The organism is Bartonella sp. TT121SHDZB, assembly GCF_042193415.1.
Taxonomy (GTDB): Bacteria; Pseudomonadota; Alphaproteobacteria; order Rhizobiales; family Rhizobiaceae; genus Bartonella.
Window position 1 is genome coordinate 12,737 of record NZ_JBHILR010000001.1, and the last position, 21,125, is coordinate 33,861.

General features: G+C 39.1%; 19 protein-coding genes and 2 pseudogenes. 9 read left to right on the plus strand and 12 right to left on the minus strand.

All coding sequences use genetic code 11. From position 1 onward, the window contains the following. Positions 1 to 15: 15 nt before the first annotated feature. Positions 16 to 573, minus strand: a complete 558-nt coding sequence (gene rimM, locus ACFIKI_RS00065) for a ribosome maturation factor RimM (protein ID WP_375664960.1) — start codon at positions 571 to 573, stop codon at positions 16 to 18. Positions 574 to 704: 131 nt separating this feature from the next. Here rimM and ACFIKI_RS00070 point away from each other — a divergent pair, with 131 nt between their 5' ends. Further along, positions 705 to 1,526 (plus strand): SapC family protein, encoded by an 822-nt coding sequence (locus ACFIKI_RS00070; RefSeq protein WP_375664962.1) that lies wholly within the window; start codon positions 705 to 707, stop codon positions 1,524 to 1,526. Positions 1,527 to 1,529: 3 nt separating this feature from the next. Continuing rightward, positions 1,530 to 2,498: a tyrosine recombinase XerC gene (locus ACFIKI_RS00075; protein WP_375664964.1), complete on the plus strand. Its 969-nt coding sequence runs from the start codon at positions 1,530 to 1,532 to the stop codon at positions 2,496 to 2,498. 19 nt (positions 2,499 to 2,517) lie between these two features. On the opposite strand, the gene ACFIKI_RS00080 is transcribed toward ACFIKI_RS00075, so the two are convergent. Next, entirely contained in the window at positions 2,518 to 2,790 is a 273-nt protein-coding gene (locus tag ACFIKI_RS00080; RefSeq protein ID WP_375664966.1) for a BolA family protein, read from the minus strand. A 120-nt stretch (positions 2,791 to 2,910) separates the two neighbouring features. Here ACFIKI_RS00080 and ACFIKI_RS00085 point away from each other — a divergent pair, with 120 nt between their 5' ends. The 3 genes from ACFIKI_RS00085 (at position 2,911) to cobT (ending at position 6,622) form a co-directional block, all read left to right on the plus strand. Then, a complete protein-coding gene (locus ACFIKI_RS00085; protein ID WP_375664968.1) occupies positions 2,911 to 3,531 on the plus strand; it encodes a J domain-containing protein in 621 nt (206 codons plus the stop codon). Positions 3,532 to 3,731: 200 nt separating this feature from the next. Continuing rightward, the gene (gene cobS, locus ACFIKI_RS00090) at positions 3,732 to 4,712 is read left to right on the plus strand and encodes a cobaltochelatase subunit CobS (RefSeq protein ID WP_375664970.1); all 981 of its coding nucleotides are present in this window, start codon (positions 3,732 to 3,734) and stop codon (positions 4,710 to 4,712) included. Between the two features lie 14 nt (positions 4,713 to 4,726). Next, a complete protein-coding gene (cobT, locus tag ACFIKI_RS00095; RefSeq protein WP_375664972.1) occupies positions 4,727 to 6,622 on the plus strand; it encodes a cobaltochelatase subunit CobT in 1,896 nt (631 codons plus the stop codon). A 49-nt stretch (positions 6,623 to 6,671) separates the two neighbouring features. On the opposite strand, the pseudogene ACFIKI_RS00100 reads toward cobT, so the two are convergent. The 3 genes and pseudogenes from ACFIKI_RS00100 to rpmB all read right to left on the minus strand — a co-directional run. Beyond that, positions 6,672 to 6,821, minus strand: a pseudogene (locus ACFIKI_RS00100) (HaeIII family restriction endonuclease); the annotation flags it as partial. A 253-nt stretch (positions 6,822 to 7,074) separates the two neighbouring features. Next, positions 7,075 to 7,758, minus strand: coding sequence for a VUT family protein (locus tag ACFIKI_RS00105; RefSeq protein ID WP_375664975.1), 684 nt, complete (start codon positions 7,756 to 7,758; stop codon positions 7,075 to 7,077). Positions 7,759 to 7,835: 77 nt separating this feature from the next. After that, a complete protein-coding gene (gene rpmB / locus ACFIKI_RS00110) occupies positions 7,836 to 8,153 on the minus strand; it encodes a 50S ribosomal protein L28 (RefSeq protein WP_375633587.1) in 318 nt (105 codons plus the stop codon). Between the two features lie 297 nt (positions 8,154 to 8,450). On the opposite strand from rpmB, the gene ACFIKI_RS00115 reads away from it, so the two are divergent. The 3 genes from ACFIKI_RS00115 (at position 8,451) to ACFIKI_RS00125 (ending at position 12,052) form a co-directional block, all read left to right on the plus strand. Further along, positions 8,451 to 9,233 carry an SURF1 family protein gene (locus ACFIKI_RS00115; protein ID WP_375664977.1) on the plus strand — a complete coding sequence of 261 codons (783 nt, stop codon included), beginning with the start codon at positions 8,451 to 8,453 and terminating at the stop codon, positions 9,231 to 9,233. A 701-nt stretch (positions 9,234 to 9,934) separates the two neighbouring features. Further along, the gene (purH, locus tag ACFIKI_RS00120) at positions 9,935 to 11,554 is read left to right on the plus strand and encodes a bifunctional phosphoribosylaminoimidazolecarboxamide formyltransferase/IMP cyclohydrolase (RefSeq protein WP_375664979.1); all 1,620 of its coding nucleotides are present in this window, start codon (positions 9,935 to 9,937) and stop codon (positions 11,552 to 11,554) included. 345 nt (positions 11,555 to 11,899) lie between these two features. Further along, a complete protein-coding gene (locus ACFIKI_RS00125; protein ID WP_273790070.1) occupies positions 11,900 to 12,052 on the plus strand; it encodes a DUF1127 domain-containing protein in 153 nt (50 codons plus the stop codon). Positions 12,053 to 13,000: 948 nt separating this feature from the next. On the opposite strand, the gene ACFIKI_RS00130 is transcribed toward ACFIKI_RS00125, so the two are convergent. The 3 genes from ACFIKI_RS00130 to htpX form a co-directional block, all read right to left on the minus strand. Beyond that, positions 13,001 to 14,719, minus strand: a complete 1,719-nt coding sequence (locus ACFIKI_RS00130) for a heparinase II/III family protein (protein WP_375664980.1) — start codon at positions 14,717 to 14,719, stop codon at positions 13,001 to 13,003. A gap of 64 nt (positions 14,720 to 14,783) precedes the next feature. Then, positions 14,784 to 16,148 (minus strand): RsmB/NOP family class I SAM-dependent RNA methyltransferase, encoded by a 1,365-nt coding sequence (locus ACFIKI_RS00135; protein WP_375664982.1) that lies wholly within the window; start codon positions 16,146 to 16,148, stop codon positions 14,784 to 14,786. 47 nt (positions 16,149 to 16,195) lie between these two features. Next, positions 16,196 to 17,242: a zinc metalloprotease HtpX gene (htpX, locus tag ACFIKI_RS00140; RefSeq protein WP_375622110.1), complete on the minus strand. Its 1,047-nt coding sequence runs from the start codon at positions 17,240 to 17,242 to the stop codon at positions 16,196 to 16,198. 83 nt (positions 17,243 to 17,325) lie between these two features. Between htpX and ACFIKI_RS00145 the strand changes: the two genes are divergently transcribed. Beyond that, entirely contained in the window at positions 17,326 to 17,541 is a 216-nt protein-coding gene (locus tag ACFIKI_RS00145) for a DUF1674 domain-containing protein (protein WP_375612228.1), read from the plus strand. A 134-nt stretch (positions 17,542 to 17,675) separates the two neighbouring features. On the opposite strand, the gene rpsP is transcribed toward ACFIKI_RS00145, so the two are convergent. The 4 genes and pseudogenes from rpsP to ACFIKI_RS00165 form a co-directional block, all read right to left on the minus strand. Then, positions 17,676 to 18,050, minus strand: a complete 375-nt coding sequence (gene rpsP / locus ACFIKI_RS00150) for a 30S ribosomal protein S16 (RefSeq protein WP_375612227.1) — start codon at positions 18,048 to 18,050, stop codon at positions 17,676 to 17,678. A 16-nt stretch (positions 18,051 to 18,066) separates the two neighbouring features. Continuing rightward, positions 18,067 to 18,395: pseudogene (locus ACFIKI_RS00155) on the minus strand (chorismate mutase). A 24-nt stretch (positions 18,396 to 18,419) separates the two neighbouring features. Next, positions 18,420 to 19,988, minus strand: coding sequence for a signal recognition particle protein (gene ffh, locus ACFIKI_RS00160; protein WP_375665330.1), 1,569 nt, complete (start codon positions 19,986 to 19,988; stop codon positions 18,420 to 18,422). A gap of 230 nt (positions 19,989 to 20,218) precedes the next feature. After that, entirely contained in the window at positions 20,219 to 20,875 is a 657-nt protein-coding gene (locus ACFIKI_RS00165) for a carbonic anhydrase (RefSeq protein WP_375664984.1), read from the minus strand. Positions 20,876 to 21,125 lie beyond the last annotated feature (250 nt).

Consider the following 21,125-nt stretch of genomic DNA (forward strand, 5'->3'; position numbering starts at 1 on the left):
TTTATTTTTTTAGATTCAAGCTATTTCCTTTTTATCATTGTCTCCCCCGTCAATTAAACCAGCTGCCATGGGATCAACAACAAGAAAACCAGAATTCATACAAATTTCTGGTACCGCCGCCTTACTAAAGGGAATGAGCGCTCTTTTGCCCGTATTCAAACGTATTTCAAGCAAATCACCAGCCCCGAAATTAAAAAAACCACACACTTCACCTAAGGTTTTTCCACCACAATCTTGAACACACAAGCCTATTAAATCGACCTGATAAAACTCATCCTCCATCAAATCGTCAATTAATTGATCACGCGTCACATAAAGGCGAATACCTTTTAAAGACTCAGCCGCATTACGATTTTCTATCCCTTTAAAACGTACAATCGCCTTATTTTTTTGTATGCGAAGAGTTACAATTTCATAAGAACGCCCCATATCATCATAAAGAGTGCTGTAAGACTTGAAACGCTGTGGCTCAGCACTTAGAATTTTAACAAGAACACCACCCTTTATACCATGAGGCATACCAATAATGGCAAGATAGACTTTATTTTTAAGCTTTTCTTTATTATACTTCATGCAAAAATATTATCTCTCAAAAATGAACCCTTCAATCTTATAGTTTTCTATTCAATCTTGTTGCCATATGAAACAATCTTCTAAAAGACCTTTCTTGGTAACAAAAACAAATTAATAAAGGAGAAAGTCTTATGGCAAATATTATGCTATTTTACAAAGACATCACGCCAATCAACAAAGTTTCCCATAAAAATCTAAAATTTGCCCCTCCAAGTGATATGTCTTTTGCCAAAGATACGCACTGGGTTCCTTTAGCAAGTACTGAATATTTTCAAGCCGCACTAGACTATCCTATTTTATTTATGTGCGCCGAAGATGAACAAAAAAAACGGCACTACACATCCGCGGCTCTTGTCGGTCTTTCTAATGACGAAAATGACTACATCGCCTCTGATAAAAGTTGGAAAGTCAATACTTATGTTCCCGCTTTTGTCCGTCGCTATCCTTTTGTTCTGGCACAAATTAGCAATGAAAAAGAACTTTCTGTTTGCTTTGATCAACAATCAGGTATGTTTAATGAAGTTGCAGGAACAGAACTTTTTAATTCTGATGGCTCTATTTCTCCTTTTATGGAAGAACGTATTCGTTTTCTTGAAAGTTTTAAAATCGCTATGGAGAAAACCTCTGAGTTTATTGATGCCCTTGTAGAAATGGATCTTCTAAGCCAAAAATCAATCAATGTGAAAAACGATAAAGGTCTTTCAGCGCAATTAGAACATTTTTGGGTTGTTGATGAAGAAAAATTGAATAAACTATCAGCAAGCCAACTTGCCAAACTTCATAAAAATGGCTTTTTAGGATTAATTTTTGCGCATTTGATGTCAACGCACAATCTTTTAAAAATACTCTCTCTCAAAGGTGAAAAGCAATTTATCAATCGTGAAGAGCGACCCCAAAACAAGAATGGTCATTCTAACGATGAAAAATCTAAAAAGAAAGAAACTCTCAACTAGATAATGCCTATCAAAAACGACAAGAGAAAAGATAAAAATATTCCTCTCATTCCAGCAGACCATGCAATTTTAAACGCAAGGAAAAATTGGTTAGAGTGTCTTACTCAAACACGTCGTATGTCGGCACAAACAGTGCAAGCCTATGAACGTGATACGCGGCAATTTTTGTCTTTTCTCTGTCAACACTTAAGCCATACACCAACCCTTACAGATCTTTCTCATTTACGCATCAGTGACTTGCGTGCTTATCTTGCTTATCGGCGTACAAACAATGTAAGTGCGCGCTCTTTAAGCCGAGGGGTGGCAGGCATCCGTTCTTTTTTCAAATACTTATCACGTGAAGGAATCGTCAATGTTCCCGCGGCTCAACTTATCCGAAGCCCCAAACACCCCAAATTGCTCCCAAAACCTTTAGCGATAAAATCAGCACTTCACATAGTCAAACAAGAAAACCAGCTAGAAAATGAACCTTGGATTAGCGCTCGTAATGCTGCTGTCCTCATGCTTCTTTATGGCTGTGGAATGCGAATATCAGAAGCCTTAAGCCTCACACCAGAACAATTTTCTGATCCTGAAAAAACAAGTTTATTTATAACTGGAAAAGGGGGCAAAACACGTCTTGTTCCTCTCATAAAAATTGTTTACGAAGCCGTACAAAATTATCTTCAATGTTGCCCATATCCTTTAATAGACAACCAACCCATGTTTCGTGGTGCGCGGGGTGGTCCCCTACAGCCTGCCATTATTCAGAAAGCTGTCCGTAATTTACGTGCAAGCCTTGGTTTACCAGAAACTGCCACGCCTCATACACTACGCCATTCTTTTGCCACTCATCTTTTATCACGGGGGGGAGATTTGCGCACAATTCAAGAACTTCTTGGACACACTAGCCTTTCCACCACACAAACCTATACCCATGTCGATACAGATCATTTGTTAGAAATTTATCAAAAGGCACATCCTCGTTCTTAAAGGCTTCTCATCAAAAAAATTAAAGAGTTTCAACCTCAAGTGCCAAAGCGTGAACACAAGTAGCTAACTCTTCTTGTAAAACTTTATAAATCGCTCGATGTATTTCTACACGTGTCATATTGGAAAAAGAGGAAGATAAAATTTTTACTCGAAAATGTGTTTCTCCTTTACCATCAAAAGCATGTTCATTATGAGAATGCCCCTCATGAAGATGACTTTCGTTAATCACTTCCAGTTTCTGCGGATGAAAAGCATCCTGAAGCTTTCTCTTGATGATTGTTTCTATAGACATTTTTCATTCCTTAACAAAAAGTGCAAGAATACACCTTTTTCATAATAGAAATAAGTGTGAAAACAAATTTTTCAAAAGTCAATTCTTGTAAAATTAATCAATTTTGCATAAACCAAGAATATGACAATAACATCTAAATTATTCGATTCAATTCGCATAAGCTCAAATAAAAAACAAAAAGCTGAGCCAGAAGCGCAACAGTGTCAGTGGGAAGGTTGTGAAAAAACAGGAACTCATAAAGCACCAGCAGGACGAAATCACGAAGGGCAATATCTATATTTTTGTATTGAACACGTACGCGCTTATAACAAAAATTTTAATTACTTCTCTGGTCTTAGCAATAAAGATGTTGCAAAATTCCAAAAGGATGCTCTTACAGGACATCGACCAACATGGCCTACAGATCTGAGCAATGGTACATCGAAAAAAACAGCCGCTAATTATGCAAAGATTCGCTCTGGAACAGCGGCCTATCAAAATCGTATGCGCGATCCTTTTACGCTTTTTACTGAGCGGCATTCAAAAAATAATTTCTCACGGAAATTAAAACCCTTAGAGGCGAAAGCTTTTGATACACTGGGGTTACAAGCAAACGCTTCAGCAGAAGATATCAAAATGAAATATAAAGAGTTGGTAAAAAAACACCATCCCGATTCCAATGGTGGTAACCGTGCTTCAGAAGAGCGCTTTCGCGATGTTTTGCATGCTTATAATTTGCTAAAAAAATCTGGTTTGTGCTAAAAACACGCGCTTATATGAACCCATTTTCATTTAGACTATGATGATTTACACAAGATATTATTTTTTGTAAAACGTTATAGAACAGTAAGCGAGATCTTTCTTCAACTCTAAAGCTCTCGTTATAGAGCATTGCATAAATGCTCTAACTCTTGTATCGTTTTCTCATGAATAAATAGCGTCCTTTCCCTTCCAGAAACACAATGACAAATATTACCGTTGAAAATTTGCCCGATATTACACTTTGTGCTCGCGATCTATTTCATATTGAAACAGATCTGAAAGTCCCTGCTTTTAGCACAAAAAGTCCCCATGTTCCTGATATCGATCCTGATTATCTTTTTGATCAGCAAACAACTTTAGCGATTCTCGCAGGTTTTACCTTTAACCGCCGTGTAATGGTTTCTGGCTATCACGGTACAGGGAAATCAACGCATATTGAACAAGTTGCTGCACGTCTTAACTGGCCTTGTCTTCGCATTAATCTCGATAGTCATGTAAGTCGTATCGATCTTGTAGGAAAAGATGCTATCGTTTTAAAAGATGGTTTGCAAATCACTGAATTTAAAGAAGGCATTTTGCCATGGGCTTATCAAAATAATATTGCTCTTGTTTTCGACGAATATGATGCGGGGCGTCCCGATGTTATGTTTGTTATCCAACGCGTTCTTGAAACCTCTGGAAAACTAAGCTTACTTGATCAAAGCCGTGTCATCTCTCCCCATCCAGCGTTTCGTCTTTTTGCAACGGCAAACACCATTGGTCTTGGCGATACAACGGGTCTCTATCATGGTACCCAACAAATTAATCAAGCTCAAATGGACCGCTGGTCTATTGTTACAATACTCAATTATTTACCCCATGATAAAGAGGTTAATATCATTTGTTCAAAGGTCAAATCCTTTCAAACGACTGAAGGAAAAAAGATAATTTCACAAATGGTTCATGTTGCTGATATGGTACGCCAATCTTTTATCAATGGAGATCTTTCAACTGTCATGAGTCCACGTACCGTCATTACTTGGGCAGAAAATACAACAATTTTTCAAGATGTCGGCTTTGCCTTCCGATTAACCTTTCTCAATAAATGTGATGAGCTCGAACGTGCCACTGTTGCAGAATTTTATCAACGCGCCTTTGGACAAGAGCTTCCCGAATCACTCATTCATGGTGTTTCGCCTTAAGGAATCTGTCACTCATGGCTACCGATATTGGCGACAACAAAAATCCGGCAAAAGATTCTTCCAACAACACTCTTAATACTGAAGCTTTTAAAAAAGCACTTTCCACCTGTATGCGTGCGATTGCAGGCACAAACAACCTTGAAGTTTCCTTTAGTCATAACCGACCATCTTTAAGCGAAAGTTGCGCGCGTTTACCAGAATTACCTCAATACGCAACGAATAAAGCCATCACCATTACCCGCGGATTAGGTGATTCCATGGCTCTGCGCAAAGCATGGCATGACAACCGCATTCACATGCAATTTTCTCCACTAGAATCAGAAGCACGTGCTGTCTTTGATGCCCTCGAACAAACACGTGTTGAAGCAATTGGTACTTTAGCCATGGAAGGACTTGCAAAAAACCTTGATATCATGCTCGCCGATAAATACCAAAGAGCTCATTATCATAAAATTAGCGACCAAAGTGAAGCCCCCATCCAAGAAGCGATTGCACTTTTATTGCGCGAAAAAATAACAAAGCGCACTGCTCCAAGAGAAGCGGGTCCTGTTTTAGAATTGTGGCGTCAAGAACTCGAACAAAAAGCAGCATCACAACTCAATGAACTCCCACATCATATTTACAACCAAAAGGCTTTTGCGCAGATCGTTTGCCAAATGCTTGTTACACTCAAAATGACAGTGCAACAAGATGAAGCTTCTAATAGTGAAAATAATAAAAAATTAAAAAACGAATGTGAACCTCAAGACCAAGCAAAAGAAGAAAGTAAAAACAAAAAACGCGCTCAAAGTGAAGAAAAAACCAGCACTGAACAAGAAAGTGATGTGCAAGACGACGGAAAAACACAAGCGACACACTCAAACAACAATGATCAAGCTGACGGCGAACAAAAAAATGGACCTTGGCAAGAAAAGCCGAGCAGACCCAAACACCTTTTTTCTGATTCGGAACAAATGGAAAGACTTGGCAATTATAAAATCTTCACCCGTCAATTTGATGAAATTTTGGAAGCAACAGATTTTTGTTCTGAAAACGAGTTAGATCACTTACGCCGTTATCTTGATAAGCAAATCAATCATCTCCAAAACATTGTTGGACGTTTAGCAAACCGTCTTCAGCGCCGTCTTATGGCACAACAAAATCGCAACTGGAACTTTGACCTTGAGGAAGGATATCTCGATACCGCACGGCTTCCACGCCTTATTATTGATCCAACACAACCCCTTTCTTTTAAAATGGAAAGCAACACCCAATTTCGGGACACAGTTGTTTCACTTCTCATTGATAATTCTGGCTCAATGCGCGGACGCCCCATTAGCGTTGCTGCAAGTTGCACGGACATTTTGGCACAAACGCTTGAGCGTTGTGGTGTCAAAGTTGAAATTTTAGGTTTTACTACCAAAACTTGGAAAGGGGGAAAGTCACGCGAAAAATGGCTCGCACAACATAAAACTCATCATCCTGGACGCCTCAATGATTTATGCCATATCATCTATAAAAGTGCTGATACCCCATGGCGTCGCGCACGACGCAATTTAGGCTTGATGATGCAAGAAGGATTATTAAAAGAAAATATCGACGGAGAAGCTCTGATTTGGGCTCATCAACGCCTTTTATCACGGCGTGAACAACGTCGCATTCTTATGGTCATTTCTGATGGTGCCCCTGTTGACGATTCGACACTATCGGTCAATTCCAGCAATTATCTAGAAAAACATTTACGCGCAGTGATTCAAGAAATCCAAACACATTCTCCTATCGAACTTATTGCCATTGGAATTGGTCATGACGTCACACGTTATTATCAACGTGCTGTAACAATTATGAATGCTGAAGAACTTGCCGATGCCATAACAAAACAATTAGAAATACTTTTTAGTGATAAAAGGACTTATATTCATAAGAAATAAACTTGCCTTGAATCAGCAACGATTACATTTTAAAAAATTATTTCTATCATTAAACCATCGGAATTTGATGGCTAACAACCTGAGAAGATAATCCCACAAATTGAATATCGAACTTTAAGAAAGCTTCTACTTTACTGGATGCATTATGAATTCTAAAAGAAATGCTCCAACCATCTTCAAAAATTATAATGAGTTTGTTTTTACTTTCTGGTTATATTGCGACTGATAAAGTTTTGCTTAGAACTTTTCATTTACAACCATATCCCAGAGTACCCTTCAAATTAAAAGACTGAATAATCACCCGTTTTTGCCTCGATCTTGTGTTATTTCATTATATTTAAATATACGTATATAGAAAAATATCTCCACTAGACATAGCTCTAAAATGCTGCTCTCACAGAAAATATAATGCCTAGACTTTCACCTTCAGTAAAACAAAAAGATAAAAATCATTATTTATTACAAACAAAAGAAGAATTATCCTTTGAATGACTTTGATAAAGAGGGAGCTTTACGATGTTAAGAATTGTTCCATAAGGAATCAACATCAACAGACTCATAACAATTTTTACCGAAAAATCGCCAAAAGCAAGTGAGAGCCAAACTGGCATGCCTATCCCTCCCAAAACAGTACTCTCCACCAATGAACTATCAGCATAGCCTGTTATCTTATCAAGAACGGCAAAAAAGCTAGAAAAAGCAAGAGAAAAAAACAACACTGTATCCAAAGCCGAACCAACCAACGCTGCTGCTAAAGGTGCTTTCCACCATGTTTTACGTCGCAAAGGAGTAAAAACAACAATATCAAGGAGTTGCCCAAATAAAAATGCAAAACTAGAAGCAAGAGCAAGTCGTGGTGTCGCCAATATCCAAGAAACAAAGACACCCGCAAAAAAACCAGCATAAACCACACGCCGCGCCGCAGATGGCCCATAAAAGCGATTGGTCAAATCATTGATTAGAAAAGCAAATGGATAAGTAAAAGCCCCATAAGTCAACAGCTCATTCAAATCAAACCAATAGACAGGATATTGAACTAAAATATTAGAAGCTGTGACAGCAAAGCACATTGCAAAAATAGAAAAAACAACATACCTTTTCTTTTGCTGTTCTAATAAAGGACCGCTTGAAGACATTTTTTTTAACCTAGGATATGGAACCAATAAAACAGCGCGATCAAAAAGAAAAAAGCCAAAAACAATAACGCTGAAAATTACGCTGCCTGCTCAGCCTTCTGCTCACCTTCTTGCTCAGCTTTTTTCTTAACGATTTGGCGTTTTAACAAACGCGCACGTTGTGACAACTCTTTATCGTCTGCTTTAATCAAAAAACCATCAAGACCACCGCGGTGCTCAACAGAACGCAATGCATTTGCTGAAATACGCAAGCGATAACTTTGCTGTAACACCTCTGAAATCAATGTCACATTGCAAAGATTTGGTAAAAAACGACGCCGAGTCTTATTATTTGCATGGCTAACATTATTACCATACAAAACCGTCTTCCCTGTCAATTCACATGCACGAGACATAAACTTCACCCTTAAACTCTAAGAAACTTTCAAATCCCCATACCCAAAGGACACAATGAACGCAAAACACGCGCAATGCAACCTTGAACGGGCATCATTGGGAAGTTTCTTTCTAATAGGGGGTCGACAACAAAAGGTCAAGTCTTTTATAAAACCTTTTTCATCTCTTGTTGGCTCATTTTTCATCTTTTTCCTCAATAAGACGTGCAAATTCCGCCAAAAAGCGTACAAAATGTTTTTTTTAAATATATACCATGTTAGAATAAAAGCCTATTGTCCCGAAAGGAAGCATAAATCATGAGAAAAAAAGAGCCCCCCATGACAAAGCTTCAGGGAAATTCTTGCCGTTTTTCTTCTTTTTTATTTGGAACTTTATGTATTTGTTTTTTTCTTCTCTTCAGTGCATTAGGTATATGGCAAGTGCAACGGTTAAACTGGAAAACAAATCTTATCACCAGTGCTAATCAGCGCGTTCACTTGCCCCCCATAAAAGCCCCTCCCAAAAATCAATGGTCAGGTGTTACTTTTGAAAAATATGAATATCAACCTGTTGTTATCACAGGAAAATTTTTAACAGATAAAAATATTTTAGTCACTGCTGCCGCTCAAAATACTACGGGCTATTGGGTTTTGACTCCGTTACAAACTACAGACAATACACTAACCTTTATCAACCGTGGTTTTATCCCTATGGATGAGCGTAACAATTTTCAACACTCAGAGCAATTACATAAAAATGCTTCATCTCAGCAAAATTCTACCACGGACACAGAACAAACAACGATTATAGGTTTATTACGCATGAGTGAAAAAAATGGATTTTTCCCGCGTAAAAATAATCCTGACAAAAATTTATGGTATACGCGCGATCTCCCCGCTATGGCACAAAAACTTGGTTTGTCCACTGTTGCTCCTTATTTCATTGATGCCAGAAAAACAACCCCACAAGCAAACCTTCCTGTCGTTGGTCTTACGATTATTCATTTTCGAAATAATCATCTCGTTTATGCAATCACGTGGTTTATTTTAGCTGCTGGTGTGTTAGGAGGTTTTCTTTTTCTGCTACGGCAAAAAAACTAAAAAAATACCTTTTCCATCTCAAGTAACAAAAATTTTTAGAATCTTGAAAACTGATAAAGAGAACAAAAGCTACCAACTTGCGCCTTTGTTAAATTAAAGATCGTAGGCATACAATAAGCTTTATACCATTCACAAAAGATTTACACGACACTCTTCAAAAAATCATCATAAAATAAGGGTTAATTCATTAAAAATGTAATGCACAAAAATTTGAAGAAATGCATTATCTCCACTCTTAAAAAAATTGTCATAAACGCTTTTGAAAAACATAAAGTTAAATTTAAAAATGATAGGAAAGATAGGCACTCATTTTTGTCTTTATAATTTTATATTCTTGCTTCATTAGATTATTTCCCATTTCAGAGATTACTCCAATCGATACACGCAATACTTTCGCCTTCATCTAGTATAAAGGCTAATATAGCAGAGAACATACGGAAGCATTTTTTGTTTCACAACTGCTATAAAAATGAGATGTTGAGTTATAAGCAACAAAAAAACATTTAATGTCTCAATGAGACTTTTATACCTATCATCACACCTCAAATGAGAGGTTTTTACAGGATAATAGAAAAAGGTGAGTATTCTATATTCTAAAAAGACAGTTTATCCTTTCAGTGTATTTTGCTAAAGGCTTATGCTATAAATGTATAAGCTTGTTTTACTAGAATTTTAACTCTTTCATTTTTAAGGCTTCTATTATGGGTGTTGTTGGAAAAAATTTTCCCATACCTGATCTTCATCAGGTTCGTCGTGTTCTTCTTTCTGTGTCTGATAAAACGGGCGTGGTTGCTTTTGCACAAGCTCTTCATGCTACCTACAATGTTGAATTGATTTCAACAGGAGGAACAGCCAAAACCCTCATAGCGGCTGGTTTACCCGTAAAAGATGTTGCTGAAGTTACTGGATTTCCTGAGATAATGGATGGACGTGTAAAAACACTCCATCCTTTGATTCATGGTGCTTTGTTAGGAGTAAGAGAAGATCCTAGCCATAGGGAAGCTATGGAAAAGAACAGCATTTATGGAATTGATCTTTTGGTGGTGAATCTTTACCCTTTTGAAGAGACGATCCTATCGGGAGCTGATGGACAAACGATTCTTGAAAATATTGATATCGGTGGACCGGCGATGATTCGCGCCGCGGCAAAAAATTATGCTTATACCGGTGTTGTAACAGCGATAAAAGATTATGATTCGATTCTAGCTGAATTAAAGCAGCATAATGGATGTTTAAGCTTATCTATGCGTCATCAGCTAGCAATGCGCGCTTATGCACACACCGCTGCTTATGATACGGCAATAGCATCGTGGTTTGCACGGGATTTAGAAATTGAAATGCCATCGTGGCAGAGTTTTTCTGGCCATCTTGAGAATGTTATGCGCTATGGAGAAAATCCACATCAACAGGCAGCATTTTATCGCAATAATGAAAAACGTTTTGGTATTGCAACAGCAAAACTTTTACAAGGCAAAGCACTTTCTTATAACAATCTGAATGATACAGATGCAGCCTTTGAGCTTGTGGCAGAATTTGATCCGCAAAAAACCGCTGCTGTCGCTCTTATTAAACATGCCAATCCTTGTGGTGTTGCGGAAGGAGAAAATTTGAAAGAAGCTTATTTGAAAGCTCTTATGTGTGATAATGTATCGGCATTTGGTGGAATTGTTGCTTTAAATCAAACCCTTGATGAAGAATGTGCAGAAGAGATTGTTAAAATTTTCACGGAAGTGATTATTGCGCCTGACGCAACAATGGCAGCACGTGAAATCATTGCGCAGAAAAAAAATCTTCGTTTGCTTATTACAGGTGGTGTCCCTGATCCACGTTGTGGAGGACTTCTTGCGAAAACACTTGCAGGAGGCATTTTAGTGCAATCGCGTGATAATGTGGTGGTTGATGATCTTAAATTGCAAGTAGTGACAAAGCGGGCACCAACTCAAGATGAAATGCGTGATCTTCAATTTGCTTTTCGTGTAGCAAAACACGTTAAATCAAATGCTATTGTTTACGCGAAAAATAGTGCAACAGTTGGAATTGGAGCTGGACAAATGAGCCGCATCGATTCAGCAAAAATTGCTGCAAGTAAAGCAGTAGAAAGTGCGCAAAGAGCAGGCTTAACAGAAACTCTCACAAAAGGGTCTGTTGTTGCATCAGATGCATTTTTTCCTTTTGCAGATGGTTTATTAGCAGCAGCTGAAGCAGGGGCAACAGCAATTATTCAACCAGGAGGCTCCATGCGTGATGAAGAAGTTATCGCCGCAGCTGATGCACAGGGATTAGCGATGGTTTTTACAGGAACACGACACTTCCGACATTAATAATTTTGCTGATTCCCTCTTCGTATGAGACAAATGTTTCAAGGAATTTTTCATAATTATCGTATAACTATTGATAACTGTTGAAATGGAAGCAGTTATTCAATCCAAAGAATCTACACGTGAAAAAGTTTATCACCGCAGAAAATGCACATAATTTAGCCATTGTTTAGGGATAAGATGTTTTTATTAACATTTTAATGGTTGCCCTTTCACATGAGGAAAATGTTAAAGGGATATTATTTTTTATGTAATTGCATACCTGTTATGATATTATAACACAACTCTTTTTAGTAATATACTCTATTCTTAAACTAGAGGGTGTAATGAAAAGTTTGAGTAGAGGATATGAATATTCTACGTTTTTATAGTAATTGGCGCCGTTATCGTCGAACCGTTAATGCGTTAAGTCGTCTTTCAACATATGAACTCAGCGATCTTGGCATTTGTCGAGGTGATATTGATTCGATTGCACGACGTTATTCGCGTAAATCTTTATGAAAATTGTTTGAGATATTTGAGAGAATGCTTTGCTATAAAAAAGCGCGCATTTTGTGGTTTGTTATTATGACTTTATTTTTAGTATAATAACAAAGAGCAGAAGAGTTATTTTTCTCGGCCATTGTTATGTATTGTTTCTCGAATTTTCAGTGCTTCTATGATGTACAACTTTTGATTTGTAATAATAATTTAGCGTTATTCATATTAAATTAGAACCCTGAATACCGTAAAATCCCCCTCGTTTCAAATCTATGTATGTTGAATCAACCAAAACCATTCGCCTGCACGTTACAAGCGGGGAGAGCCGTATGGATAAAAACTATTAAGAAAAAGCTAAAAATACCGCTTATGAACCCTCTCTAGTGCCAAAAGCTGTTACAAACATTGGGCACTGATCAATAGTGTGATAGTGCCGAACTGCTCCTTCATAAGCATAAAGATGGGAGGTGCTTAATAGATTTACCGTTATACCCATCACGGGCATCGTCGCAAAATAGGCTTGGAAGCATTAAGGGATTTTTCTTTAAAATAAGTCCGTGAATATACAATACAATAGCGCTCTGTTTTTCGTGAGGAGTGTAGCCCTATGTAATGTAATTCTCTCAGAGAAAAATATTGATCCCAACATCACAACTTAAGAACTTATCGAAGATAAGCAACGGCTTAATTTTCTCTCCATATCTTTAAAGGATCAAAATCCTTAACTGGTACCCATCTGTCAACAATGATCTTTCAAAAACCTTTTTTCTGAAGCCAATCCCTTTTAGTATCACCTCATGAGATTCTATGAGCAAACCTTGCCTAAAAACATTCAACCCATACTCCAACAAAATGCTTCATGTATAAAATTGATATAATCTTCAAATTTTGAGAATATGACCACAATAAACGATAATGTTTTGCAACACGCAAGATAAAACACAATATACTATGGGTTGAAACAATGTTCTAATTTTTATCAAACGCTTTACGGATAAAACGCCAACGAACTTTTTCCTGAAATGCAGGACGAAAATATAAAACAATCTGTTGTGTCCGTTGTGGACCTGTTAATTCTGCAAAATCAATTGAATCTTCAAGACAAATATCTGCGTCAGGCGATATAAAATACCATACTTGTTCGCTCTTCTCGTTCTTTACGGCTAAACACACACGTTTGCCATCATAGTTAACTTCAACTTGTGGATGAAGATGAAAGCGAACAGCAACATGATCTTGTTCATTTTGCACACTCTTGTGTCTCTTTCTCCCTTTATTGGGCATAAAAAAGCGATCAAAACCTTCGATCGTATCTCCATTTGTCGCCAAAATAAGACCACGCTCATGAATAAGATTAAAGGGTCGCACATAACCATTATGACTCGCAATAAAACCCGTTTTTTCTGAATCCTCTATACGGCGCACTTGAACATCTGTTGGTCCATCAAACAAAAATGGCGCGCCATTTTTCTTTTTATGATAAAAAGCACCCACTGAACAATCATTAAGCGTAGCTGTTGAATGTGCTGCAGTAACACGCCCTAAATGTCGATAATCTTCCCGCCCATCAGGATTAACACCGGTATTGATAATAAAACGGTGCCCTTGAGAGGACATTTCAAAAGACAAACACCCCGAACAAGCCTGCTGTGCTACAGAGCGGGGTGGAAACTTTCCTGTATCTGCAAGCACTGTTGTTTGATTGGCTTTTAAGCGCTGAAATCCTGAATAACGGGCATAACTAAAAGGATGCCCTCCTGTTTCATCAAGCTCCAAAAGCGATGATAACCGTTCCGACACAAGGGGACCAACCCCATTAAAATGAGCCAACGTTTGATCCTCATGGATAAAGAATCGTAAAGCTGGCAACATACGCTCAACAGAATCAATCAAAATACGGGGTGCTGTTTCATTGCTACGCATAAAAAGATGCCGTAACGACAATAAATCCGATAACAAATTCAGCAAAATAACAGGACTACGGGAAATATGCCCACCATCAACTAGGATTTGACGGGAAAGCTCCTCTATAAGTGTGGTTTGTACCTTTTTTTTCACTGCCGCAGAAACAGGCAAAGCAAGAGATGCGAATGTCAAAGCTACTGCTGCTTGTAAACGTTGATCATTGTGCTCCATACTACAAATTGTTACGCGCAAATAACGAAATTGCAAACCAAGTGCACGCAAAAAGCGTTTTTCAAACCGTTCACTTGCCCCTTCTAACAACATTTTCGAATGACAAATCCATGAAATCAAGCGCCGCGCCACAACAGGACCACTCCAAGCAAGTCCTTTTACCTTCTTGCCAGCATGGTCAAACCAATCTTCTAAAAGAGAGCGTGCATGTGCAGAAGCTAAATCACTTCCTGCTGCCTCCATATGGCGCAACCAATGAAAATCATGTAGAGCCGCTTCCCATTCTAGCGTTGGTGGAACCAATGAAAACGGCGAAACAGCACCAGAATGAACAATGTGACCAGCAAAAGCAAAACGACCATGATAAAATTCATGCGCCATCATCGGATCAGCTACATGCAAATCTATGGGATGCGCTAAAATTTTATGAGGACGAAACCCTGAAAACCGCCAACGAAACAATGGTCCAACCCATAAACGCCGCATAACATTCTGTATCGTATCGATACAGGCTGTCACTTTTACCTGAGGAGCTTTTACCGCAACCGCCAAAATTTCATCTCCATTTATGCTGAATCAAATACAATTTCAACCATTTTTGTAAATGAAGCGTTAATTAAGCAATTTTTCGTAAGCGCGCAGCAAAAAAACCATCCATTCCTAAAAATACGGTTTTCTCAGCATCAAAATTTTTATGACAAAAATCCGCAGGCGTTGTCCGTAACATCCCCCCACAAAGCAAATGTTCCAGTGCTCCCATTTCCTCTGGATAAATAGGGTCTAAAACAATGTCATTGCGTATCGATAAAATTTTCTCAATAAGATCTTCACCTTCTCCTCTTGCCAATGAACAATTGGAAAAAACAATCCGTCCCCCCTCCTTTACCAAAGAAATTGCTGCGACAAGCAAATCATATTGCAACGCTGCTAACTTGACGATATCATCTCTCGATTTCGTCCATAAAATATCTGGATGACGACGGATTGTTCCTGTAGAAGAACAAGGAGCATCAAGAAGAACCGCATCAAAAAGCTGTGTGGGATAGAAATTTCTCACATCGCCCTGCCAAATGTGAACTGAAAAATGAAGCCGTTCCATATTTTCTTTTAAACGCTTTATGCGGTTAGCAGAAAGCTCAATTGCAGTCACCTCAGCCCCTTGCAAAGCCAATTGTGCTGTTTTTCCTCCAGGGCTCGCACAAAGATCAGCAACGCGTTTACCCTCAATACTCCCAAGTAAACAAGCAGGCAAAGCTGCTGAAAAATCTTGAACCCACCAAGACCCTTCACGATAGCCTAGTAAATCAGAAACAGAACACTCCAGACGCTTCAATCGAACAGAACCATTGGGCAATACCACACCACCAAGCCTTTCAGCCCATCCACCACTATCAGATTTCACTGTCAAATCGAGAGGAGGTTCCACACTTTGAATTGCGATAATCTGATGTGCCTTTTCTGTTCCGTAAGCTGACACTAAAAGCTGTCCAAACCACACTGGAACACCTTCAATGGTAGGAACTTGTTGGCGTAAAGGCTCTGCCTCACGTGCAACATTGCGCAAAAGAGCATTCACCACCCCTGAAAAACGGCGCATACGAGGATCAAGTTTCGCCACACGCACAGCTAAATCAATAGCCGCATGATCGGGAATATCAAGATAAAGAATTTGTGCGACACTGATATGCAAAAGATGCTGAAGTGAAAGTGCTTGTGAAGGCAAAGGACGCGCTAAAAAGCGTGAGAGAGCCACTATAATCTGCCCTCGATGACGCAATGAAGCTGTCAAAATAGCCCGACACAACAAACGATCTCGTTGTGAAAGTTTTAAATAGTGTGGATGTCCGTGTTCATTATCTGTCAAACCAGAAAGAGGCGTGTACTTATCAATTACCGCCCCTAAAAGACGCACACACACCTGTCGAACAGCTAATCCTGGAACATTTTTTTCAGACACATGCCCCGCTTTTTTGTGTTTCAAAACACCACCTTTATATCACAGTTTTCTCAAAATCTCCCTCAATAACTCTATGAACGAGATCTTTTTGAATTTTCATAACGAAGCCAAGAAGGACGTTTTGTAACACGCTGAAAAGAACTGTTTTCTTGTTCACCTAATACATGAGCCTGACCACTATGAAAATCTCCATAATTCATCCCGCTGCTTTTTTCATGTATAGCGTCTTCTTTATTCCATCCCACACTTTTGGTAAGAGCCCCTTTCATCTCTTCTGCTTGCCGATAAAGAGCAGCAATACGATTTGCAGTTGCTGGATGTGTCGAAAAGAGACTATCCGCTCCCTCACCGCTCAAAGGATTAATAATAAACAGATGCGCGGTTGCTGGATTATGCTCCGCTTCTTCATTGTATACCCCATGCGCCCCATCAGCAATTTTACGCAATGCCGAAGCCAACCATAAAGGATTACCACATATTTCAGCCCCTCTCCGATCCGCAGCATATTCACGTGTACGGCTAATCGCCATTTGCACCAGCATCGCAGCAAAAGGTGCCACGAGCAAAGCAATAAATCCTCCAATTGCCCCTGCCCCATGAGAATCTTCTGAAGAGTTGCGCTGTCCTCCCATAAAAAAAGCAAAATTACCAAGCATTGAAATTGCCCCTGCAATCGTTGCGGTTAGAGTCATTGTTAACGTATCACGATGCTCAATATGTGCGAGCTCATGCGCCATAACGCCGGCAATTTCCTCTGAACTCAACCGCTCTAACAACCCCGTACTTGCAGCAACAGCTGCATTTTGCGGATTACGTCCCGTTGCAAAAGCATTTGGTTGTGCATTTTCAATAACATAAACCTTTGGTTGAGGAAGAGAAGCTCTTTGTGCTAAATCGCTTACAATCTTATAATAAACTGGTGCTGAATGCTGATCAACTTCACGTGCCCCGTACATGCGTAAAACGATTTTATCTGAATTCCAATAAGAAAAAAAGTTTAAACCACTTGCCATCAAAAGAGCAATGACCATGCCACCACCCCCTCCAACAAGATAACCAACTCCCATAAAGAGAGCAGTTAAAAAAGCCAAAAGCATAGCTGTACGCATTATATTCATTACTCAAAAAACTCCATGATAAAAGTCAATCAATACTATATGATGGTGTTTTCTTTCTGCTTCTTCAATGGAATAGGTGTAAAATGAATAAAAAAGATGAGAAAACAAGCAAAAAAAATGCAACTGACGTTAAACAGCAATCTCTTTCTCCCGCAGCACAACGCGCTCTCCAAGAAGCTGAAGAAAGACGAAAACACGCAGCAAAAAAAGAACAACCTTTAGAAAATGGTGGACGCGGCGGCAAGGACCCTTCCCGCTATGGAGATTGGGAAATTAAAGGCCGCGCCATTGATTTTTAAAACCATTGATTTAAAAAAACCAAGCGATTTAAACAAGCAGCTTTTTAAAGAAGATCCGTTTTTGATAGACAAAAACGGATAATATTTATTTTTCTAAAGCTTTTAAAAACACGTTGATTAAACAACCATGCTTCTTATGCTGTAGCAGATTCTGCTTCAGCCGCTGCCGCTGCTTCTTCTGCCGCTTGCTTTGCTGCTGCTATACGTTCTTGTGCTTTTTTACCCGGTTCACCTTTATGTGGATTATTACGAGTTGGACGCTTTTTCAAGCCAGCTGCATCTAAAAACCGTAAAACGCGATCTGTTGGTTGAGCCCCTTGCCCAAGCCAATATTGGATACGTTCTTCATTAAGTTTCACCCTCGGTCCATCTTTAGGCAACATTGGATCCCATGCACCAACACGTTCAAGAAACCGCCCATCGCGCGGACTACGAACATCTGCAACGACGATATGATAGTAAGGACGTTTTTTTGAACCTCCACGGGACAAACGAATTTTCAATGCCATATTTTATCTCCTATTGTCAGCTCTGGCTTTCGTTTAAATTGACTTTTTTGTTTTTTGCTCTTCAGCAATAACTTCATGATGACGCACAACTTCTTTAATAATAAATTTTAAAAATCTTTCAGCAAAATCAGGATCAAGATGACTATCTATAGCCAATTGCCGCAAACGCGCTACCTGATATTGCTCACGCAGAGGATCTACTTTAGGCAAATCATAACGGGCTTTTAAGCGCCCAACAGCTTTCGTACAACGAAACCGCTCTGCTAAGATATGAATCAAGGTTGCATCAAAATTATCAATGGATGCTCGTAAATGTGCCAATTCATTTAATACTGTTTCCTGCATCATATTCCTTTCCCTCTTTACATCTTATTTTTTCTTAGGATGCTGAGGAAATTTTCCCCTATCGGCAATGCCATTGGAAAGACCAGGAAATGTAGGTCCACGCTTGGTAAGTCCGGGCAAGAGATTCCCTCCATTACCATTTTCAATTTGCTTTTGAAGCGTTGAGAATTGCTTTGGATCCAATCCCGACAAATCCGGCATAGCTGGAGAATCCCCCCCCAAGTTTCCCATACCACCAAAACCCATTTTGGAACCAAGACCTCCCAACATTTTTCCCATCAAACCACTTTTTCCTTTACCGCCCATGGCTTTCATCATATCAGCCATTTGGCGATACATCTTCAAAAGTTTATTAATATCAGCTGCTGTCGTACCAGACCCCTTAGCAATTCGTTGTTTGCGGCTATGTTTTAAAAGCTCTGGATTCGCCCGCTCTTTCGGTGTCATAGATGAAATAATGGCCAATTGACGATCAAACAAACGATCATCAAACCCCGCAGCCGCAATCTGCTCTTTGACCTTCCCCATTCCTGGCAACATGCCCATAATACCGCCCATTCCACCCAGTTTTTTCATTTTCTGCAACTGTTCTGCAAGATCATTCAGATCAAATTTTCCGGCTTGCATTTTTTTTGCAAAAGCAGCAGCTTTCTCATGATCCATTGTTTCAGCAGCTTTTTCAACCAAAGAAACAATATCCCCCATTCCGAGAATACGATCAGCAATACGACTGGGATGAAATTCTTCTAAAGCATCTATTTTTTCACCAGTTCCAATTGCTTTAATTGGTTTACCTGTAACAGCTCGCATAGAAAGAGCAGCGCCACCACGCCCATCACTATCCATCCGTGTTAAAATAATCCCTGTAATCCCTACACGCTCATCAAAAGAACGAGCAAGATGAACGGCATCTTGCCCCGTCAAACTATCAGCCACCAACATAATCTCATGAGGAAGGGAACATGCTTTAATTTCAGCCAATTCGAGCATTAAAGCTTCATCAATATGATTACGTCCTGCTGTGTCAAGAAGAAGTACGTCATAACCACCCAATTTAGCAGCCTGCACGGCACGTGATGCAATATCAACGGGCAGTTGTCCGGCAATAATAGGCAAGCTTGCAAGTTTCGCCTGTTCCCCTAATTGGCGCAATTGCTCCTGTGCAGCGGGACGACGTGTATCTAATGACGCCATAAGAACTTTTTTATTATGCTTATCAGTGAAACGTTTTGCAAGCTTTGCTGTTGTGGTTGTTTTTCCGGAACCTTGCAAACCAATCATCATGATAATAACTGGAGCTGGTGCATTTAAATCACTCAGAAAGCTTTCATTTCCAAGAATATGAACCAATTCATCATGAACAATTTTAACCACCATTTGGCCTGGTTTAATCGATTTAACGATTTCGGCCCCAACAGCTTTTTGACGAACCCTATCGGTAAAAGAGCGCACAACATCAAGAGCAACATCAGCTTCCAATAAAGCGCGACGAATTTCACGCAGCGCCTCTACAACATCCTGATCCGATAAAGCGCCACGTCCCGTCAAATGAGACAGGATAGAACCAAGTCGCTCTTGCAAGGATTCAAACATCATTTACCTCATTGTTGCATAACAAACAAACCAAAATAGCATCCGAGAACGCATCGCGCCGTCGGATGTTGACCTCTGAGATCTCTTTATACCCTTAAACTGGGGTCTCAGTCGGTGGCTCCAAGTTAATTTTGTCACTGAAAGCTTGCTCCTTCAAACAATAAAACCCCAGCTTTGTCAAGTTTTATCATAAAATATCTTTTTATACGAAGAAATAAAAACAACAAATACTATACTTCAAAACTTTCAACTTCAACACGCATAAAACACCCTGTTTCCTGTTCCATACTCCATAATTTTCCGCTAGAGATATCAAACCAAACCCCATGCAATGTCAAAAAACCTTGATCTTTGCGAAACTTTATCCACGGAAACGTCTCTAAATTTCTCAACGAATGGCGAATAGAAAGCTGCTCTAATGCCGTCTGTTTTTCTGACCAAGACAGCGACTTGTTATTCAAAACGATTTCTGCTGCTGGTGCTAAAAGACTGATCCATTGACCGATAAAATCATTTGATAATAAAGATTTATATGTCTCATTAAGAGCAGTACGAATGCCTCCACAATGGGCATGACCAAAAACGACAATATGTCTCACCTCAAGCAATTGCACAGCATATTCAAGAGCTGCTGATGTTGCGTGATATTGGTCATCAGGAGAAAAAGGAGGAACCACATTCGCCACGTTGCGCAGGGTGAAAATTTCCCCTGGCTTAGCATCAAAGATCATTTCTGGTACTGCACGCGAATCACAACAAGCAATGACCAAAACTTCAGGTTTCTGCCCCTCAATCGCCAATTGCTGATAATCTGCTATTTTATATAAAAAATGATTGTTTATAAAGTTTTGGTAACCACTTAAAAGTCTTTCTGGTAAATGCGCCATTCTCTTTTTACTTTTACTTCTTTTTTTACTTTCATTTTGTATATTTAAAAAAACAAATTATTAACATACAAAAATACTAAAAATGCCCTTTCCTTGACGCAAAATATTTCTTTAACGTACAAACTATTACTAAAAAATAGCAAAAACAAACTCATTCTTTCCAAATAAAGAACTATTTTCTTCAGAAAGAAGGTGTTACAGTATGTAAAAAATATAACGGTCTGCTTTTAAAAAGAGAAGAAAAGACCCC

Coding starts and splice junctions, on each gene's coding strand:
- rimM (WP_375664960.1), bottom strand. CDS start 573: ATGAAGTATAATAAAGAAAAGCTTAAAAATAAAGTCTATCTTGCCATT.
- ACFIKI_RS00070 (WP_375664962.1), top strand. CDS start 705: ATGGCAAATATTATGCTATTTTACAAAGACATCACGCCAATCAACAAA.
- ACFIKI_RS00075 (WP_375664964.1), top strand. CDS start 1,530: ATGCCTATCAAAAACGACAAGAGAAAAGATAAAAATATTCCTCTCATT.
- ACFIKI_RS00080 (WP_375664966.1), bottom strand. CDS start 2,790: ATGTCTATAGAAACAATCATCAAGAGAAAGCTTCAGGATGCTTTTCAT.
- ACFIKI_RS00085 (WP_375664968.1), top strand. CDS start 2,911: ATGACAATAACATCTAAATTATTCGATTCAATTCGCATAAGCTCAAAT.
- cobS (WP_375664970.1), top strand. CDS start 3,732: ATGACAAATATTACCGTTGAAAATTTGCCCGATATTACACTTTGTGCT.
- cobT (WP_375664972.1), top strand. CDS start 4,727: ATGGCTACCGATATTGGCGACAACAAAAATCCGGCAAAAGATTCTTCC.
- ACFIKI_RS00105 (WP_375664975.1), bottom strand. CDS start 7,758: ATGTCTTCAAGCGGTCCTTTATTAGAACAGCAAAAGAAAAGGTATGTT.
- rpmB (WP_375633587.1), bottom strand. CDS start 8,153: ATGTCTCGTGCATGTGAATTGACAGGGAAGACGGTTTTGTATGGTAAT.
- ACFIKI_RS00115 (WP_375664977.1), top strand. CDS start 8,451: ATGAGAAAAAAAGAGCCCCCCATGACAAAGCTTCAGGGAAATTCTTGC.
- purH (WP_375664979.1), top strand. CDS start 9,935: ATGGGTGTTGTTGGAAAAAATTTTCCCATACCTGATCTTCATCAGGTT.
- ACFIKI_RS00125 (WP_273790070.1), top strand. CDS start 11,900: ATGAATATTCTACGTTTTTATAGTAATTGGCGCCGTTATCGTCGAACC.
- htpX (WP_375622110.1), bottom strand. CDS start 17,242: ATGAATATAATGCGTACAGCTATGCTTTTGGCTTTTTTAACTGCTCTC.
- ACFIKI_RS00145 (WP_375612228.1), top strand. CDS start 17,326: ATGAATAAAAAAGATGAGAAAACAAGCAAAAAAAATGCAACTGACGTT.
- rpsP (WP_375612227.1), bottom strand. CDS start 18,050: ATGGCATTGAAAATTCGTTTGTCCCGTGGAGGTTCAAAAAAACGTCCT.
- ffh (WP_375665330.1), bottom strand. CDS start 19,988: ATGTTTGAATCCTTGCAAGAGCGACTTGGTTCTATCCTGTCTCATTTG.
- ACFIKI_RS00165 (WP_375664984.1), bottom strand. CDS start 20,875: ATGGCGCATTTACCAGAAAGACTTTTAAGTGGTTACCAAAACTTTATA.